Annotated in this window: 19 protein-coding genes; 10 read left to right on the plus strand and 9 right to left on the minus strand. The window is 68.4% G+C overall.

Annotated features, from left to right (window positions below; all coding sequences use genetic code 11):
- Position 1: 1 nt before the first annotated feature.
- The 5 genes from fabZ to I1E95_RS12645 all read left to right on the plus strand — a co-directional run bounded on the left by fabZ (position 2) and on the right by I1E95_RS12645 (position 3,526).
- On the plus strand, positions 2–457 hold the full coding sequence (fabZ, locus tag I1E95_RS12625) for a 3-hydroxyacyl-ACP dehydratase FabZ (protein ID WP_231594624.1): 456 nt from the start codon (positions 2–4) through the stop codon (positions 455–457).
- Positions 458–461: 4 nt separating this feature from the next.
- On the plus strand, positions 462–1,283 hold the full coding sequence (gene lpxA / locus I1E95_RS12630; protein WP_197162763.1) for an acyl-ACP--UDP-N-acetylglucosamine O-acyltransferase: 822 nt from the start codon (positions 462–464) through the stop codon (positions 1,281–1,283).
- Positions 1,283–2,470, plus strand: coding sequence for a lipid-A-disaccharide synthase (gene lpxB, locus I1E95_RS12635; RefSeq protein WP_197162764.1), 1,188 nt, complete (start codon positions 1,283–1,285; stop codon positions 2,468–2,470). Before lpxA ends, lpxB begins: the two co-directional genes overlap by 1 nt.
- An 89-nt stretch (positions 2,471–2,559) precedes the next feature.
- Positions 2,560–3,186, plus strand: coding sequence for a peptide-methionine (S)-S-oxide reductase MsrA (msrA, locus tag I1E95_RS12640; protein WP_197162766.1), 627 nt, complete (start codon positions 2,560–2,562; stop codon positions 3,184–3,186).
- 106 nt (positions 3,187–3,292) lie between these two features.
- Entirely contained in the window at positions 3,293–3,526 is a 234-nt protein-coding gene (locus tag I1E95_RS12645) for a hypothetical protein (RefSeq protein WP_197162768.1), read from the plus strand.
- Between the two features lie 6 nt (positions 3,527–3,532).
- Here I1E95_RS12645 and I1E95_RS12650 read toward each other — a convergent pair whose 3' ends face one another.
- From I1E95_RS12650 to I1E95_RS12665, 4 genes are read right to left on the minus strand one after another with little or no spacing between them, the layout of a single operon-like run.
- On the minus strand, positions 3,533–3,802 hold the full coding sequence (locus tag I1E95_RS12650) for a hypothetical protein (RefSeq protein WP_197162770.1): 270 nt from the start codon (positions 3,800–3,802) through the stop codon (positions 3,533–3,535).
- Between the two features lie 32 nt (positions 3,803–3,834).
- Positions 3,835–5,310, minus strand: a complete 1,476-nt coding sequence (locus I1E95_RS12655; protein WP_197162772.1) for a leucyl aminopeptidase — start codon at positions 5,308–5,310, stop codon at positions 3,835–3,837.
- A 39-nt stretch (positions 5,311–5,349) separates the two neighbouring features.
- A complete protein-coding gene (locus I1E95_RS12660; protein WP_370594546.1) occupies positions 5,350–5,979 on the minus strand; it encodes a GIY-YIG nuclease family protein in 630 nt (209 codons plus the stop codon).
- A gap of 2 nt (positions 5,980–5,981) precedes the next feature.
- On the minus strand, positions 5,982–6,653 hold the full coding sequence (locus I1E95_RS12665; RefSeq protein WP_197162775.1) for a hypothetical protein: 672 nt from the start codon (positions 6,651–6,653) through the stop codon (positions 5,982–5,984).
- A 131-nt stretch (positions 6,654–6,784) separates the two neighbouring features.
- On the opposite strand from I1E95_RS12665, the gene I1E95_RS12670 reads away from it, so the two are divergent.
- Positions 6,785–7,108 (plus strand): DUF1825 family protein, encoded by a 324-nt coding sequence (locus tag I1E95_RS12670; protein WP_197162777.1) that lies wholly within the window; start codon positions 6,785–6,787, stop codon positions 7,106–7,108.
- Positions 7,109–7,177: 69 nt separating this feature from the next.
- Here I1E95_RS12670 and I1E95_RS12675 read toward each other — a convergent pair whose 3' ends face one another.
- A complete protein-coding gene (locus tag I1E95_RS12675; RefSeq protein ID WP_197162779.1) occupies positions 7,178–9,259 on the minus strand; it encodes an acyltransferase family protein in 2,082 nt (693 codons plus the stop codon).
- Between the two features lie 170 nt (positions 9,260–9,429).
- Here I1E95_RS12675 and tyrS point away from each other — a divergent pair, with 170 nt between their 5' ends.
- The 4 genes from tyrS to I1E95_RS12695 are packed head-to-tail and all read left to right on the plus strand — an operon-like array spanning position 9,430 to position 13,501.
- Positions 9,430–10,677 carry a tyrosine--tRNA ligase gene (gene tyrS / locus I1E95_RS12680; protein ID WP_197162780.1) on the plus strand — a complete coding sequence of 416 codons (1,248 nt, stop codon included), beginning with the start codon at positions 9,430–9,432 and terminating at the stop codon, positions 10,675–10,677.
- Positions 10,674–11,429: an orotidine-5'-phosphate decarboxylase gene (gene pyrF / locus I1E95_RS12685; RefSeq protein ID WP_231594625.1), complete on the plus strand. Its 756-nt coding sequence runs from the start codon at positions 10,674–10,676 to the stop codon at positions 11,427–11,429. Before tyrS ends, pyrF begins: the two co-directional genes overlap by 4 nt.
- Before the next feature lie 16 nt (positions 11,430–11,445).
- Positions 11,446–12,129 (plus strand): superoxide dismutase, encoded by a 684-nt coding sequence (locus I1E95_RS12690; protein WP_231594626.1) that lies wholly within the window; start codon positions 11,446–11,448, stop codon positions 12,127–12,129.
- 31 nt (positions 12,130–12,160) lie between these two features.
- Complete coding sequence (locus I1E95_RS12695) at positions 12,161–13,501, plus strand: 1-acyl-sn-glycerol-3-phosphate acyltransferase (protein ID WP_197162782.1); 1,341 nt, start codon at positions 12,161–12,163, stop codon at positions 13,499–13,501.
- Positions 13,502–13,511: 10 nt separating this feature from the next.
- Here the strand turns inward: I1E95_RS12695 and I1E95_RS12700 are convergent, their stop codons facing one another.
- Genes I1E95_RS12700 through deoC form a run of 4 tightly spaced genes read right to left on the minus strand, consistent with a single transcriptional unit; the run spans position 13,512 to position 17,687 of the window.
- Entirely contained in the window at positions 13,512–14,735 is a 1,224-nt protein-coding gene (locus I1E95_RS12700; protein WP_197162784.1) for a glycosyltransferase family 4 protein, read from the minus strand.
- Positions 14,736–14,762: 27 nt separating this feature from the next.
- A complete protein-coding gene (locus tag I1E95_RS12705; protein ID WP_370594547.1) occupies positions 14,763–16,163 on the minus strand; it encodes an MFS transporter in 1,401 nt (466 codons plus the stop codon).
- 13 nt (positions 16,164–16,176) lie between these two features.
- Entirely contained in the window at positions 16,177–17,007 is an 831-nt protein-coding gene (recO, locus tag I1E95_RS12710; protein WP_370594592.1) for a DNA repair protein RecO, read from the minus strand.
- A complete protein-coding gene (gene deoC / locus I1E95_RS12715; RefSeq protein WP_197162787.1) occupies positions 17,004–17,687 on the minus strand; it encodes a deoxyribose-phosphate aldolase in 684 nt (227 codons plus the stop codon). The genes recO and deoC overlap by 4 nt, the downstream gene beginning before the upstream one ends.
- Between the last annotated feature and the right edge of the window lie 8 nt (positions 17,688–17,695).

Genomic DNA, 17,695 nt, shown 5'->3' on the forward strand with positions numbered 1-17,695 from the left:
GTTGTCCGTTACTCCCGCTGGCGCTCCCCTGCTCACCTCCGAGCAGATCCTCAACCTCCTGCCCCACCGTTATCCCTTCGCGCTCGTGGACCGCGTGATCGAGTACGAACCAGGTAAGCGAGCTGTTGCCCTCAAGAACGTCACCCTCAACGAGCCCCAGTTCCAGGGTCATTTCCCTGGCCGCCCTCTGATGCCCGGTGTGCTGATCGTGGAGGCCATGGCCCAGGTGGGTGGTCTGATCGTCACTCAGATGCCGGAGTTGCCCAAGGGGTTGTTCGTGTTCGCCGGCATCGACGGGGTGCGCTTCCGCCGGCCGGTGGTGCCTGGTGATCAGTTGCGCATCAGCTGCGAACTGCTCGGTCTCAAACGCAAGCGCTTCGGCAAAGTGAGGGCTGAAGTCACTGTGGACGGAGACCTGGTCTGCTCCGGGGAACTCATGTTCTCCCTGGTTGACTGAGGCCATGACCAGCACAGCCGTGGAAACCACGATTCACCCCACCGCGGTGGTCGACAGCCGCGCTCAGCTCGGCCAGGGTGTTCAGATCGGTCCCTTCGCCGTGATCGGTCCTGACGTGCAGCTCGGCGCCGGCTGCCAGATCGGTCCCCATGTGGTGATCGATGGCCGCGTGACGATGGGCTCCGGTAACCGCATTTTCCCCGGCGCCTGCATCGGCCTTGAGCCCCAGGACCTCAAGTACGGCGGTGCCCCCACCGAGGTGGTGATGGGCGACGACAACACGATCCGCGAGTGCGTCACGATCAACCGGGCCACGGCCGACGGTGAGCAGACCCGCCTGGGCAGCGGCAATCTGCTGATGGCCTACAGCCATGTCGGCCACAACTGCCTGCTGGGCGACCGGATCGTGGTGGCCAACAGCGTGGCGATCGCCGGCCATGTGGTGATCGGCGACCGGGCGGTGATCGGCGGAGTGCTCGGCATCCACCAGTTCGTGCACATCGGCAAGCTGGCGATGGTGGGGGGCATGAGCCGCATCGACCGCGATGTTCCCCCGTTCGCGATCGTCGAGGGGCACCCAGGCCGCCTGCGCGGTCTCAACCGGATCGGGCTCAAGCGCAATGGCCTGGTCGACCGGGAGGGTGGAGCCGAGCTCAAGCAACTCCTGGAGGTGTGGAACCGTCTCTACCGCAGCCATGAGGTGCTGGCTGAAGCCCTCGCCCACATCCGAGCCGAAACCCTTCTGCCGGCCTCCGAAGAACTCTGCAGCTTCCTCGAGGCCTCGATCGCCCCAGGACGCCGTGGTCCCCTGCCCCACCAGCGCTGATGGTGCGGCTGCTGATCAGCACCGGTGAGGTGTCGGGGGATCTTCAGGGCGGCCTTCTGATCAAGGCCCTCCACGCCGAAGCCCAGCGACGTGATCTTCCTCTCCAGATCGATGCCCTCGGTGGCGAGCGCATGCGCCAGGCCGGTTCCCATCTTCTGGCCAACACCGCTCCGATGGGGGCGATCGGACTCTGGGAGGCTCTGCCCCTGGTGCTGCCCACCCTGCGGTTGCAGCGGCGGGTGGGCCGCTGGCTCTCCTGCTGTCCTCCCGACGCGGTGGTGCTGATCGACTACATGGGGGCGAACGTGAGCCTGGGCCGCCACATCCGCCACCGCTTCCCCGCGGTGCCGATCACCTACTACATCGCTCCCCAGGAATGGGCCTTTCGCCTCGGGGAGGGCGGGACCACCCGCCTGATCGGCTTCACCGATCGCATCCTGGCCATTTTCCCGGAGGAAGCCAGCTTCTACGCCTCCCGCGGTGCACGGGTCACCTGGGTCGGCCATCCCCTGCTCGACACCCTCGGCTCGCCGCCCACCCCTGAACAGGCCCGCGGGCAGCTCGGACTGAGTCCCGGCCAGCAGTTGCTGCTGCTGCTGCCCGCCTCCCGCCCCCAGGAGATGCGCTATCTGATGCCGTCCATGGCCGTTGCCGCGGCCGAACTGCAGCGACAGCGGCCAGGGCTGCGGGTGATGGTGCCTGCCGGACTGGCCAGCTTCGAGGCTCCCCTGTCCGAACAACTCGAGCGGGCAGGGGTGGAGGCCACGGTGATTCCAGCCGATCGCGCCGATGCCCTCAAGCCGGTCCTCTGCGCTGCCGCCGATCTGGCCCTGACCAAATCGGGAACCGCCAACCTGGAGCTTGCCCTGCGCGGCGTTCCCCAGGTGGTGGGCTACCGGCTCAGCCGGGTCACCGCCTTCGTGGCCCAGCGCCTGCTCGGCTTCAACGTGCCCCACATCTCTCCGGTCAACCTGGTGCTGGGAGAGCGGCTCGTGCCGGAACTGCTCCAGGACGACCTGACCCCGGAGGCGATCGTGGCCGCGGCGCTGCCCCTCCTCGATCCGAGCCCCGAGCGGACCCGGATGCTCGAGGGCTACGGCCGCCTGCGCGCTCTGCTCGGTGAGCCGGGTGTGACGCGCCGGGCAGCCTGTGAGATCCTCGATCAACTGACGGGATCCCCGACGTGACACCAAGGGTCAGACGCCAGGACAGGCCCCGATCAGGATCTGACTGGGGCCGTTTACGCCGGCCCGATCACCCCCTGCAGCGCGTGTCCATGGGCTTGGCTCCCGTGCTGCTGACGGTGCTGCTGCTGCTGCTTCCCGCGGCACCGGTGCTGGCGGCCGTCGAGGAGGCTGTCCTGGCCGGCGGTTGCTTCTGGTGTCTCGAGCACGATCTGGAAACCCTGCCCGGGGTTGTGGAGGCGGTCAGTGGCTTCAGCGGCGGCAGCGTCAGCAACCCCACCTATCGCCAGGTGTCGGCCGGCGGCACCGGCCACATCGAGAGTGTGCGGGTCCGCTTCGATACGGCCCGGATCAGCCTGCCCACACTCCTGCGCGCCTACTGGCGCAACGTGGATCCCCTCGATGGCGGCGGCCAGTTCTGCGACCGTGGCCCCAGCTACCGGCCCGTGATCTTCAGCCGCGGGACCAGCCAGCGGGATCAGGCCCGAGCCAGCCTGGCCTCCGCGGCCCGGGAGCTGAGGGTCAGGCCCAGCGCCATCAAGGTGGAGATCCGTGAGCTCGAGCGCTTCTGGCCCGCTGAGCCGTATCACCAGAACTACGCCGAGCGCAACAAGGTCCAGTACACCTACTACCGCTGGTCCTGCGGGCGCGATCGGCGGCTGGACCAGGTCTGGGGCCCGAACGCCCGGGGATCGCTTCCGTGGCGCCAGAAGAACTGAGAACGCTGGTATGGACCAGCGCAAAGGGGGGGGAGCCCACACCCTTCCCAGATCAGAGCAATCGGCCTACGGTAAATCGACACGGAGACCAGGTTGAGTGGGTTGTATGTATCTGCTGACGATCCGGGACGGTCTGGTCACCCGCCACATCGGGCCATACACGAGTCCCAAGCAGGCCGTCGATGATCTGGATCGCCTGATGGCCTCCTTCGGGGAGCGTGCCCGCTGGCAGATTCATGAGCTGGAGGAACCGGGCAGCCTCCTGGACACGCCCGGAGGTGGCAAGCGACGGGAGTCTCAGTCGTTGATGGGATCTTCGGCGAGCCCTGTGGCCGCCTGATCCGGTTCAAGCGCGGTTGTCTGGCCCCGGGCGTGCGCTGCGGGGGTAGCCGCGCAGCAGCCCGCTCTCCACCATCAGACCCACGCCTGCGGTCACGCAGATCAGGCCGAGGGTTCCATACCAGAACCAGGGGCCCGGTGCCGCCAGTTTCTGGTTGAGTGCCGCCAGGTGCAGGGTGCGGCGGGTGATGGCCTCGCCCACCAGGCAGAGACCCAGCGGCAGGAGCAGGACCCCCAGCTGAGCGCGGATGTACCAGCGGATCTTCTGGGCAGCCATGGCGTCGGGGTCCGGCGTCAGCGGTGCCAACCCTAAGCCGCACCCTCGCGGCTCACCCATTCCACCAGGGTGCGGACGCCGAAACCGGTGGCGCCGGCTGGGTCCAGTCCCCGACCATTTTCGCTCCAGACCGTGCCGGCGATGTCCAGATGGGCCCAGGCCAGATCGTCAGGCACGAAATCCTGCAGGAAGAGCGCGGCGGTGATGGCGCCGCCTGGGCGCGGGCCGGTGTTCTTCATGTCGGCCACCGGGCTCTTGAGCCCTTTCCTGTAGGAGGTCTGCAGCGGCATCCGCCAGAAGGCCTCCCCACCGCTGCGGCCCGCCTCCAGCAGTGCTGCGGCCAGGGTGTCGCTGGGGGACCAGAGACCGGCGATCTCCTCGCCCAGGGCGATCACGCAGGCTCCGGTGAGCGTGGCCAGATCCACAACGGCATCGGGCTCCAGCTTGGCTGCATACACCAGGGCATCGGCGAGGGTGAGACGCCCCTCGGCGTCGGTGTTGTTCACCTCGATCGTCTTGCCGTTGGAGGCGGTGAGGATGTCCCCGGGGTGGATGGCCTCGCCGCTGATCATGTTTTCGCAGGCCGCCACGATCACGTGCACCTCAACACCCTGCGGGCGCAGTTCGGCGATTGCCCGGGCTGCCCCCAGCACCGCGGCACTGCCGCCCATGTCGTACTTCATCATCTCGATCTGAGAACCGCCGGTCTTGAGGTTGTAGCCGCCGGAATCGAAGGTCAGTCCCTTGCCGATCAGCACCAGCCTCCGGCTGGAGCCCCCCTCAGGGTGGTAGGTGAGATGAATGAATTTGGGAGGGAGACTGGAGCCCCGGGCCACTCCGAGATAGGCGCCCATGCCAAGGGCTTCGCAGTCGGAGCGCTCCAGCACCTTCAGCTCCAGGCCGAACTCCCCGGCGATGGCCTCGGCGGTGTCGGCGAGAGCCTGGGGGGTGACCACGTTCGGAGGCGCCGCCACCAGCTGCCGTGCCAGCTCCACACCCGCGCAGGTGGCGGCCACTCCCTCAAGGCCGGCGGCGGCCCCGGCGGCCAGGCCCAGAAGGCTCACGACCTCGGGAATCGGCTTGGTTTCGGCCTCACTGCGGAAGCGCTGGTCGACGTAGAGGCTCAGGCGCACGGCTTCGGCCATCGCCCGCGCCGCCGCCTGGGGCTCCAGGCCCTCGCAAGGCAGGGCCAGGCCGAGCTCACGGCCGGGTCCCGCCGCCTTGGCGATGGCGGCCGCGCCGTTGCGCAGGGCATCGAGATCGAAGCGGCCGGCTTCCCCCAGCCCGACCAGCACCAGCTTCAGGGGGGTGGGCTGGAGCCGGGTGAGGCTGACGCACTCGCCCGGCTTGCCCTTGAAGCTCTGGCGCTCCAGCAGCGACTGCAGTCCTGGCCCGAAGACGGCTTCGAGGGCCTCGAGGCGTTCGCCCGACTCGTCCTGGAACAGGCCGACACCGAGGGTGTCACCGCTCCATGCGGCCAGCGGGGTGGAGGGACAGCTGAACTGCATGGAGGGCCGGACATCGGGCCGCGATCGTAGCGACGGCATTCAGCCGCCATCACTGGTGAACGGGGTGCTCCAGCGCTGCCGGGTCTCTTTGTTGAAGGGCGGTTGCCAGCGGCGGATCAGGGCCTGCTCCAGGGCTCGCCTGGCGCGCACCCCGGCCGGCACGTCGCAGCAGAAGCGAATGCTGCAGCGGCACTCCAGGCCCACATGACCCATGGCCTCGGCATAGGACGCCAGGTAGCCCTTGCAGTCGTGCTCCCCTTTCCAGCGCCGGTGGGCCTGGCCGGTCTCGCCCACGTAGAGCAGCAACGGTGAGACCAGCAGCGGTGGCCGGTCCATCACCAGGTACAGGGCAGGGCCCAGCTGGGGCGGCTCGGGCCAGCGCCAGAACTGCAGGTTCTGGGCCTCGAAGGCCAGGGGATCGAACCGGGCCGCCCGCTCCCGGGGATCCTCGCTGCCGTTGTCACTGCCGCCACCGGCTTCGCCGGCGAGAAGGACACCCTGCCGATGACCGCTGGCGCTGCCCTCGAACAGTGGCCCCTGAAACTCGCCGAGGCGCCGCTGCCACTCGAGCAGCTGCTCTCGCAGCAGGGGCAGCGGTGGTGGGCCCACTCCGCCGCCGCCTGGTGGGGCGCCGCCCTCGAACAGCTCCTGCTGCCGTCCCCTGGACATGCTCAACGGGAGGCCGGTGGCCGGGGCGGCCTCGGCAACTCCGGGCCGATGGGCCCCTGGCCGAAGCTCACCCGTCCGATCAGACCCTCCACCAGCTCGGCCGGCAGTTGCAGGCGCTGCTGGAGATCGGCCAGGTCACGGAAGGGGGCGCGGCTGCGCTCCTGCAGCAGGCGCCGGCAACGGGCCTCCTCAAGATCGAGCTGGGCCCCGAGCTGATCAGCTCTGCAGCGGTTCAGATCGAGTGGTGCCGGCCGAGCCGCAGGCGGGTCGCCGTACCAACGGAACTCCAGCAAGGGCATCCAGCTGTGCATCAGCTCCTCGCCTAGACCGAGCAGATGCTGGAGGTCCTCCGGTCCGCTGAGCTGAACGCCACCGCTCTGCAGGCGCAGCAGCAGATCCACCTGGGTGGGAGTGCAGCCCGGCAGGCGCAGCCAGTCGGCGGCGGTGGCCCGGTTCACATCCAGGCGCCAGCCCAGGGCCGCTGCCAGGCGCACGTCCTGGGCGGTCTTCAGCCGCAGGCCGGGATTCTGGGCGAGTTTGAGGGCCAGGAGATCGCGCTCGACGCTGTCGTCCCCCCTGCTCGCGGGCTGCGGAGGTTCAGGCGAACGGCGGATCTGACCCGTGGCCTCCAGCAGACTGCGGGCGAGGGGATCCAACCAGTGCCCCTTGGCCATGGCGGCAAACCAGCTCTGTGCAACTGGGGCGAAGTTAGCGGTTGCGGCGTGGCTGTTACGCCAATCCGTACTCGCCTCCGGCTGTGGAGGACCCCAGAATCGACGTCATCGCCTCATGCCTGGCACGCCCCATGGCCTTCTTCGAATCCGAGATCGTTCAGGACGAAGCCAGACGGCTGTTCACCGATTACCAGCAGATGACCCAGCTGGGGGGCGATTACGGCAAGTTCGACCGCGAAGGCAAAAAACTGTTCATCGACCAGATGGAAGCCCTGATGGAGCGCTATCGGGTGTTCATGAAGCGCTTCGAACTCTCCGAGGATTTCCAGGCGAAGCTCACCGTTGAGCAGCTGCGTACCCAGCTGGGGCAGTTCGGCATGACCCCTGAGCAGATGTTCACCCAGATGCACCAGACCCTGGAGCGGATGAAACGGGAGCTGGAAACCAGCTCCTGAAGCAGCCCCCGATCTTCTCCGCTTCCCTGTTCTTCCCAACCTGTCTCCACCCGGCCAGACCTCGGATCGTCAGCTTGAGGGCGGCAGGCGGACCTGCCGGAGAAAGGCCAGGAAACTGGCCCCCAGCCGCCGAGCACCGGCGCTGGAGAGGTGATCGGTGTCCCGCAGGAGTTCCAGTACGGCCTCATTGTCGCAACCCTTTCCACACAGAGCAGGAATGGGGTCGTAGAGCTGCACCTGTGCTGGAAGCACCTGCCGCAGGCGGCGATTGAGAGCGATGGCATGGTCGAGCTCCCTGGTCACGGTGCGCTCGCAGTCCTGCTTGGGTTGCACGTTGAACCAATCCGGTACGCAGTTGCGGATGTCCGGGTTACGAGGGGTGGCACCCACCAGCACCACCGCCCCCCCCCTGGCAGCGGCCTTCATGGCAAAGCGATCGAGACCCTGGCGATAGAGCTCCAGCTTCCGCTCGCCGGAGAGCACCGGCCGACCATCGCTTCCCAGGATGTCGTTGCGGGTGTCCCGCAGCTGGGAGCTGTCTCCGAGGTGACTGAGCAGGTAGCCGGTGATCACCACCACATCCCCCGGCCGGATGAATTCGAGCAGTTGCGATTCGGCCAGATCGAGGAACCGGGAGCAGATGGATTGGCTGTGGCCGTAGGGGGTGTTGGGGAAGAGGCAGCCGGTGTGGGCCAGCAGCGTCACTTCGGCGTTCCCCGCCTGCCGCACATGGGCCAGCACCGGCGAGAAGGCCATGGCATGGCTGTCGCCGATCAGAAACACATGGGGCGGTGCAGGACTCCCCGTCGTGGAGGGAGTTCGCTCCGGCGGGGCGGTGCAGGTCTCGAGCAGCCGCGCAAAGCCCTCTGGGCTTGTGGGTCCCTGTTGATCCGTGTTGTTGAGCTCGCAGGCCTGCGGAGTGATGCGGGTGTCGGGGATCGCCAGGTTGCTCCACGGCTCCCGACGGGCATGGCTGTTGTGGTTGCCCAGGAAGATCTGGGCCTGCGCGTGACGATCCGTCCACACCAGCACCCAGGCCCCGACCAGGACGGTGAGAACCCCCGCCGAGATGGCGCGCCAGCGCCCTGCGGGAAACAGGCCCCGGCGCAGCGGGGCTTCCACCCAGCGGTAACTGGTCATGGCCAGGGCGATCATCAGGCCGATCTGGATCGGCAACGTCCACCACTGCACGCCGACCGTGAAACGACTGACATACAGCACGGGCCAGTGCCACAAATAGAGCGAATAGGAGAGCAGTCCGATCCCCACGGCATGGGGGTGACGGAGCAGGCCCGACACCTTCCCTTCCGGTTCCCTGAGCACCGCCGCGATCAACAGGGTCGTCAACACCACCATGAGCGGAGCCCCCACCGCCATCGCGCTGGTGGGAAGCCCCACGAGCGTGGCAAGCAGAAGACCCACCATCACCGGCGCGGGCAAGGGAAACAGGGGCAGGCAACCTGCTGCCTGCGGGTCAGGCGACGACCCAGGGGGCGAAGACATCCCCAGATAGAGCAGACAACCAGAGCCCAGCTCCCAGAAGCGGGCCGGCATCAGGTAGAAGGCGTCGATCGGCTGACGCACCGACAGCACAAGGAAGGCCAGCAGCGAAAGCAGGCTGACAAGGGCCACCAGCCGGAACAGGCGACGACGGCCACCTGGCCGTGCCGCGGTGAAGCCGGTGGCCCAGAGCAGCACAGGAAAGATCACGTAGAACTGTTCCTCCACCCCCAGCGACCACGTGTGGGTGAAGGCATTCAGCTGGGCGGGAGGCGCGAAGTAGTCGGTGGAGAGGTCGCGCAGGTGGAGATTGGCGTACCCGAGCAGGGAGGTGACGCCGGTCCGCAGCGACACCCCCGCCAGTGGATCGAACAGGCAGGCCAGCAGGCTGGTGATCATCACGCACACCACCAGGGTGGGCAGGATGCGCCGCACCCGCCGGGCATAGAAGCTCAGCAGCAGGTCGCCCAGACCCTTGCTCGCTGGCCGAGCGGCCAGGGATGCCGTGATCACGAACCCGGAGATCACGAAGAAGATGTCGACGCCGAGATAACCGCTGGGCAGGAGGTTGCTGTCGAAGTGATGCAGGATCACGCTGAGCACGGCCAAAGCCCGCAGGCCGTCGATCTCCGGCTTGTACCGAGTCCCCATTCAGGCCGCAATCGTGACCGATACCTGATGAACCTATAAGGGCCAGCTCGTGGAGCTGACCCGTGACCCGTCAATCGCCCCCTGGAAAGCGCCCGGCAACGGCACCATGAGCCTGTGGCAAGCCTGAACTCCTGCGACTGCTTACGATCCGCGCCGACGGTTCCGTGCTGATGGCTGAAACGACCCCTCCCCCTCTGCCGCCATGGCTGGAGCGTGGACTGGCCGACCTGTTCCCCGCCGGCCCGTGGGCGGATCCGGACCAGAACCTGGTGGCGCGCCTGGCAGAGGCGGATCACCGAGGTCAGCCCCTGCGGGTGAAGCTGGGCATCGATCCCACCGGCTCCGACATCCACCTCGGGCACAGCATCCTGTTCCGCAAGCTGCGGGCTTTCCAGGACGCCGGCCACACCGCCGTGCTGATCATCGGCGACTTCACCGCCCGCATCGGCGATCCCACCGGCAAGAGCGCCACCCGGGTGCAGCTGGACGCCGCCCAGGTGGAGGCCAACGCCGACACCTACCTGGTGCAGCTGGGGCTCGGGCAGTCGCCGGATCGGGCCCTGCTGGATTTCGAGACCCCCGGTCGGTTGGAGGTGCGCCGCAACGGTGAGTGGCTGGCGGGGATGGACCTGCCGGCGGTGATCGATTTGCTGGGCATGGCCACGGTGGGCCAGATGCTGGCCAAGGAGGACTTCGCCAACCGCTACGGCGGCGGGACGCCGATCAGCCTGCATGAGTTCCTCTACCCGCTGCTGCAGGGCTACGACTCGGTGGCGGTGCGCGCCGACGTGGAGCTGGGTGGCACCGACCAGAAATTCAACGTGGCCATGGGACGGGATCTGCAGCGCCATTTCGGCCTGCGGCCCCAGTTCGGCCTGCTGCTTCCGATCCTGCCGGGCCTTGACGGGGTGCAGAAGATGAGCAAGAGCCTGGGCAACACGGTGGGGCTGACGGAGGACCCCCTGTCGATGTATTCGAAATTGGAGAAGGTCCCCGATGCGGTGGTGGACGACTACATCACCCTGCTCACCGATCTGGATCCCGACACCCTTCCTGGGGATGCCCGGGAGCGCCAGAAGGCCATGGCTCTGGCCATCACCGCCAGCCGACATGGCCTGGAGGCCGCCAGCGCCGCCCAGGCCGATGCCGCCAACCTGGTGGCTGGGGAGATGGCGGCCCGAACGGTCCCGGAGACCTCCCTCGCCCCCGTCACCTTCCCGGCCAAGGCTTTCCATCTGCTCAGTGCCCTTGGCCTCTGCGCCAGCAGCAGCGAGGCGCGGCGTCAGATCCAGGGCGGTGGGGTGCGCCTTGATGGAGAGAAGCTCACGGATGTGAACCGCAGCTTCAGCGCCGCCTCCGAGCTGGAGGGCCGGGTGCTGCAACTGGGTAAGAAGACATTCCTGCGGCTGGTGACGTGAGCCCTGCCGTGACCATCCCAGGGAGCGACGCGGCGGCGGCGGAGAGAATCATCGTGGCTCTCGATCGCCCCGATGCCCCCTCGGCGCTGGCGCTGGTGGCCTCGATTCCCGATCTGCTCTGGGTGAAGGTGGGGCTGGAGCTGTTCTGTTCCGCCGGCCCCGACGTGGTGCGGCAGCTGCGCGGTGAGGGCCTGCGGGTGTTCCTTGATCTCAAGTTCCACGACATCCCGGCCACGATGGCCGGGGCCTGCCGCAGAGCCGCCCGGCTCGGGGCGGAGCTGATCACCGTCCATGCCTGCTCCGGCCGCGAAGCCCTGGCAGCGGCCCAGGCCGGCGCCTGCGAGGGGGCGGCCCGGGAGGGCCTGGACTCCCCCACTCTGCTGGCGGTCACCGTGCTCACCAGCTGGGATGCGGCGCGCTTCAGGGCGGAGCTGGCGGTGACGGAATCCCCCGACGACTACGTGCCCCGACTGGCGGCCCTGGCGGTGGCCGCCGGCATCGGCGGCGCGGTCTGCTCCCCCCACGAGGTGGCTGTCCTGCGCGGGGCCCACCCCGAGCCCTTCGCCCTGGTCACCCCCGGCATCCGTCCTGCCGGAGCCCCGGCGGGCGACCAGCGGCGGGTGATGACCCCTGCAGCCGCCATCAACGCCGGAGCGAGCCGGCTGGTGATCGGCCGGCCGATCAGTGCCGCTGCCGATCCGGCGGCCGCTTTCGCGGCCTGCTGCGCTGAGCTGTCCATACTTGGCCGGTGATCTCCGGGCCTAACCGATGCGACGGATCCTTGCCGCCCTCGTGGCCCTGCTGCTGCTCTGGCCCGGCCAGGGCGCCTGGGCTGCGGCGCCAGTCTTCACGCTTCCGGCCCTTCCCTATGCCGTTGACGCCCTGGAGCCGGCGATTGATGCCACCACGATGACGATCCACCACGACCGTCATCACCAGGCCTACGTGGACAACCTCAACGCCGCCGTGGCCGGGGATCCCTCCCTGGCTGGCCTCAGCCTCGAACAGGTGCTGTCCCGGGCCTCCACAACTCCGGAGGCTGTCCGCAACAATGCCGGTGGCCACTGGAACCATTCGTTCTTCTGGGCCTCGCTCACCCGGCCCGGGCAGGAGGATGAGCCCAGCCCAGCCCTGCGGGAGGCCCTGGTGCGCGACTTCGGCTCCATGGAGCAGTTCCGCTCCGCCTTCCGGGCCGCGGGTCTGGCTCGCTTCGGATCCGGCTGGGTGTGGCTGATCACGGATTCCGAGGGCAAGCTTCAGGTGATCTCCACTCCCAACCAGGACAATCCCCTGATGGACCTGGCTCCGGTGGGCGGCACGCCCCTGCTGGCCAACGATGTCTGGGAGCACGCCTACTACCTCAAGTACCAGAACCGCCGCGCCGACTACCTCGACGCCTGGTGGTCCGTGGTCGATTGGTCAGTGGTCTCCGACCGCTATGCCGCCCGCTAGCGCCCCCGTTCTCGCCGCCCACTGACCACCGATGCCCCGCGCTGGGATCCAGGCCGCTCAACCGGCTCTTCGCTTCATCCCGCCGGACTACAGCCGCTGGATGTACAGCCTCTGCCGGGCTGCCTTGCCATGGCTGTTGCGCGCCCGGGGTCTGGTGCACTTCGAGACCAGCGGCAGCGAGAGCCTCGCCGCCCTGTTCGCCGAGGCCCAGAGTGGCCGTTGTCGCTTGCTGATTGCCTTCCGCCATCCGAGCACGACCGACCCGCTGGTGATGGCCCAGCTGCTCTGGCGCGAGGTCCCTCGTGCGGCACGACGCCATGGGCTGAGCCTCAAGGCCCCGGTCCACAGCCAGTTTCTCTACGACCGCGGGATCCCCCTCTGGGCGGGGGCGGCGGCAGGCTGGATCCTCTCGAAGCTGGGCGGCATTCCGATCCAGCGGGGCAAGCTCGATCGCCTGGCCCTCAGGACGGCCCGCGAGCTCTTCGCTCACGGGCCGTTCCCCCTGGCGATCGCCCCGGAGGGCGTCACCAACAACCATGGTGAGCTGGTCAGTCCCCTCGAACCCGGTCTGGCCCAGATGGCCTTCTGGTGCTGTGAGGATCTGGCGGCTGCGGGGCGCCACGAGCGGGTGCTGATCGTGCCGATCGGACTTCAGTACCTCTCCACCAGTGATGACTGGAGAGCGATTGATCGCCTGCTGGGGCGCCTGGAGGACCTGATCGGTCTCTCCACCACCTCCTCCCGGCGGCCAGCCGATCCCGACCAGGTCCTGGAGCCTCGCTACCAGCGGCTGATCGCCCTCTCGGAGCGGCTGCTCTCGCTGTTGGAGGGCTTCTATCACCTCAGTGAACACGTCCCGGCGGTTGACCTCCTCGAGCGGCTGGACCGTCTGCGGGAGCAGGCCCTGTCCGTGGCCGAGGCCCACTTCCAGCTCTCCCCACGAGGCAGCGTCATCGAGCGCTGCCGCCGCATCGAGCAGGCGGCCTGGGCCTGCATCTACCGCGACGACCTGGAGGAGCTCTCCGAGGTGGAGCGCAGCCTGGCTGACTGGGCGGCACGGGAGGCCGACCTCCGTATGGCCCACATGCGCCTGGTGGAGCACTTCGCGACGCTGAGCGGGTCCTACGTCGCCGAAAAGCCCAGCATCGATCGCTACGGGGAGGTGTTGATGATCTTCTGGCGGGCAGTCGCCTGGATCCGTGGCCGCGAGGAGGAGCGACCGCCCGCTCTCGGCCCCTGGCGGGTGCGCATGGTGGTGGCGGAGCCCATCGATGTGCTCGAGTGCAGCGGCGCGTACCGCCGCGACCGCCGTGGAGCCGTGGAGCGGCTCACCGCTGAGCTGCGGGAGCGGCTGGAGGCGGCGATCGGCTGAGGCTCGAGGCTCAGGCGGCGAGGCTGCCCTGGGGCACAAGATCGGCGTAGAGCCGCTCCAGCTGGGCGATGTTGCTGGCCAGGGTGTAGCGCTCCAGGACCCGCTCCCGGGCGCGGCGGCCCAGCTCGGTGGTCAGCACCGGCTGGTCGCGCAGCACCGGGAGCAGGGTGCGCAGCTGGGTGGTCACGCCCTGGGTGCTGATCACGATGCCCGCGCCGCCTTCCAGCACTTCGCCGTCAGCGCCGGCATCGGTGGCCACACAGGCGGTGCCGCTGGCCATCGCCTCCAGCAGGGCCAGGGAGAGTCCCTCCACCAACGAGGGCAGCAGGAACACATCGGCTGCCTGCAGCAGGGCGACCCGTTGGTGCAGGTTGGCTTCGTATCCCCACCAGAGCACATCGTGCTCGTCGCTGTTGCCCTGCAGGGCCTGACGCAGAGGGCCATCACCGACGATCACCAGCAGGCAGCCCGCCGGCTTCACCAGCCGCCAGGCCCGCAGCAGCGCTTCCACGTTTTTCTCGGTGGCCAGCCGTCCCATGTAGAGGAAGAGGCGGCGCGGGCCCAGGCGGGCTCGGAGAGTGGTCAGTTCTCGTGAGGGTGATGTCGGGTCGGGGGGGCACCACAGGTCGGGATCGACGCCGTTGGGAATCACGGCCAGCCGCTCCTCCCGCACCCCCAGCCGTGCCAGCACCTCAGCCTGGAGCTCGGAGAAGACGATCACACGATCGAAGCGGGCCAGGGCCGGTGCGTAGAGCTGATACGTGAGCTGCTGGGTTCCGGCTGTGATGTTACGCAGCCCGGCATCGAAGGCTGGATGGAACGTGGCCACCAGCGGGACCCCCAGGTGCTGGCAGAGATCCGGCAGACGGAAATCGAGGGGGGAGAGGGTGAGGCTGGCATGCACCAGATCGGGTCGCAGGCGCTCCAGCGATTCGCGTAGCTCCCTCTGGGCTCCCGGTGATGGAATCGTGTACACCTGGGATTTCACCAGGTAGGGCAGCGTCACATCATCCCCGCCGGGACCGGTGTGATCCGTTGGGACCTGGCTTCCGGATGGGCTGGCCTCAACCTGATGGCCCGTGTCCCAGGAACGCCCCAGGCCGGCGGCTGGAGTGTCGAAATGGATGAAGCTGACCTGATGGCCGTGTTCCCGAAGCCGCTCGGTGGTGGAGAGGCTGTAGGTGACGTTGCCGCAGAAGGGTGACTTCTTGCCCAGCCACGCAATGTGGGCCAACGGTTCAGGCCTCATCCTGGGGGCACGCTAGCAGCGTTGCCAGGGCTTCTCCATCAGGATCGCGATCAGGGTGATCGCCGCCAGTCCCCAGAGAACCGGCATCAGTCCATAGCGGCTCACCACCGCTCCGGCCAGCACCAGAGGCAGGCTGAGCGCCACGTTGATCAGGTTGTTCTGCAGGCCGAAGACCTTGCCTCGCATGGCTTCCGGGGTGTCGTCCTGGATGGTGGTCTGGGACGGGATCGCCACCAGGGCAGCGCCGATGCCGAGCAGACCGCACAGGCCGAGGGTGAGCCACAGGCTTCCTCGTCCCTGGCCGAGCAGCACCAGGCTGAAGGCAATCAGCGCCAGGCCGGTGGAGGCCATGCGCCGGCGGTTGACGCCCTGGCCCAGCTGGGCCACGCCGAGGGCGCCACATGCCATGCCCACGCCGCTCATGGCCAGCAGGGTGCCGAAGCGGGTGGGGCCCAGCCCTTCGATGGCCGAAGCCAGGCTGATCGCCAGCACATAGAGCGCCGCGAGGATGCTGTACAGCAGAACGAGCTGCAACAGGGCCCGCCGCACGCTGGCCCGTTCGCGCAGTACCTCGATGCCTTCGGCGATCTCACTCCAGACGCTGGTTCCCCGCTCCACCCGCTCCGGCTCGTCCATCCGGATCGTGCTGATGCACAGGGCCGCCAGCCCGTAACAGACCGGCAGCAGCACGAATTCCCCACCACTGATGCCGATCGTCTTGAGGCTGGAGCGCAACAGCCGCAACACCGGATCACCGATGGCAAAGCCCACGATCGTGGCTCCCATGCTGGTGGCCTGATAGAGCGAGATGGCCGCGAGCATGCGTGGTCTCGGGACCAGCAGCGGGATTGCAGCCTGCTCGGCAGGTGCGAAGAACTGGGTGAGCACCGACTCCAGAAAGGTCATGGCGACCAGGCCCCAGTAGCCCCAGCTCAGTCCCAGCCACTGGGGCCCGGGCAGCAGCGCCAGAGGAGCCAGCAGGGTGAGGCCGGCCCGCAGGCCGTTGGAGGCCACCATCACCTGGCGCTTGGGCCAGCGGTCGGCCCAGACACCGGCCACGGTGCCCAGCACCATCGCCGGCACGGTGTTCGCCACATAGATCCCCGTCGCCAGAAGGGTGATCATCTGGGCGCGGGTTTCGAGATCAAGCCGCAGGCTGGCCGCTGCCTCGGCCAGCACCATGTTGTTCTGGGGGGTGTCCGTCACCCAGTACTGGGCGATCAGGAACACCATCAGCACGATGTAGAACTTGTCGGCCAGCTGGGAGAAGATCTGCCCCAGCCAGAGCCTGCGGAAATCGGGAAGGGCGAGCACGGCCTGCAGCCCGTCGGTGCGTGAGCCGCTGACCTCCACAGCATCCGGGCTGGTGTCCCCGGATGGTTCCGGGGGGGGCGTGGCGGTCGGCCGGGACAATCCGCTCCAGGTGTCAGTCGTTCGGCGGCAATGATGGCGCAGCGCCCTGTCGCCCCTGAACATCGCTGCTGAAGCAGCCCTGCAGCAGGCGCAGGGCTTTCCCCCGGCGGCCGAGGTGCTGGAGGCACCACATCTGCACCAGGTCCAGCAGCCTCAGCCAGACCCAGGCCGGTCCCATCAGGGTGCCGTCGCGGCAGCGGGGGAGACCGGGCCGCGGCAGCCGTTGCAGCAGGGCCAGCTCGGAGGCGGTCAGCACCATCATCGCCCCGGCCACAGCGCCGATCACCAGGCCCTCACTGGGCAGCAGGCTGCAGCGCCAGTCGCGGTTGTCCAGGGGGGGGGCGAGAGGCTCGCCGGTGCGGGCACAGCTCTGCAGCGGCAGCCCATAGCCTCCCAGGGCCAGCAGGTGCACATGTCCGTGCACGGCGATCGCCAGTGCTTCAAGGTTGTCCTGGCGCTCGGACACCACCTGCTCCAGGCGGTGGAGCTGAAGGGTCAGGTCGTCCAGGGCACCGGCTACCCCATCCCCGTCGGGCACCAGATGCAGGCAGAGCTCCGCCAGCGACTGGGCGGCAGCGAGCGTCTCCAGGCGCTGGCCCAGCTGGCCGAAGCTGTGGATCACCCGCAGCTGGCGCACTCGCCGCAGGCCGCGGCCTCCGCCGATCTGGAGCCGCAGCTGGGACAGGGGCACCGCCGCCGCCAGGCTGCTGCGGGGGCGCCGGGCTCCCGGCACCGCCAGGCGGCTGAGGCCGCCGTCTTCGCTGAGCAGGGTGAGCAGCCGGTCATGCTCCCCCAGGGGGCCGCATTTCAGCGAGAGACCCTCAAGCGATTCCTCGGGCATCAGGAGGGCGCGCGCAGGGCCTCGATCAGGGTCACGCCGCGGCTGGTGCCCAGGCGTGTGGCACCGGCGGCCACCAGATCCAGGGCCTGCTCCAGCCCGGCGATGCCGCCGGAGGCCTTGATTCCCGCTCTCCCCCGGGCCAGCTCGCGCAGGTGGGCCACCTGTTCTGGGGTCACGGGCGGTCCGAAGCCGCTGCCGGTCTTGAGAAAGGCGGCCCCCGCATCGATCGAGGCCTCCACCAGCAGCTCCAGAGCGGCTGGATCCAACCGTCCCACCTCCTGGATCACCTTCACCGGCAAGCCGAGCTCCACGATCGCCCCCAGCTCCTGGTAGATCAGGCTGCCCTCGCCATCGCTGAGGGCTCCGAAATCAGGCACCACATCGAGTTCGTCAGCGCCGGCACTGGCGGCGGCCTCCGCCTCGGCCAGCTTGATCGAGGCCGGCACCGCGCCGAAGGGGAAGGCCACCACAGCCACCAGCTTCACGGCCCCTGGAGCCCCGAGTCGTTCCCGGGCGGCTGCCACCCAGCGGGAGGAGATGCACACCGCCGCAAAGCCGTAGTGCCGTGCCTGATCACAGATCTGATGCACGCTCTCGAGGCCCCGGTGGGGGTCCAGAAGGGCATGCTCAATCAGGGGGGCCAGATCGGGCAGGGGTCCCCTGAACCTTGCTTCACGCGTCACCGGGGCTG

It is taken from the genome of Synechococcus sp. CBW1107, assembly GCF_015841355.1.
Lineage (GTDB): Bacteria > Cyanobacteriota > Cyanobacteriia > PCC-6307 > Cyanobiaceae > Regnicoccus_A.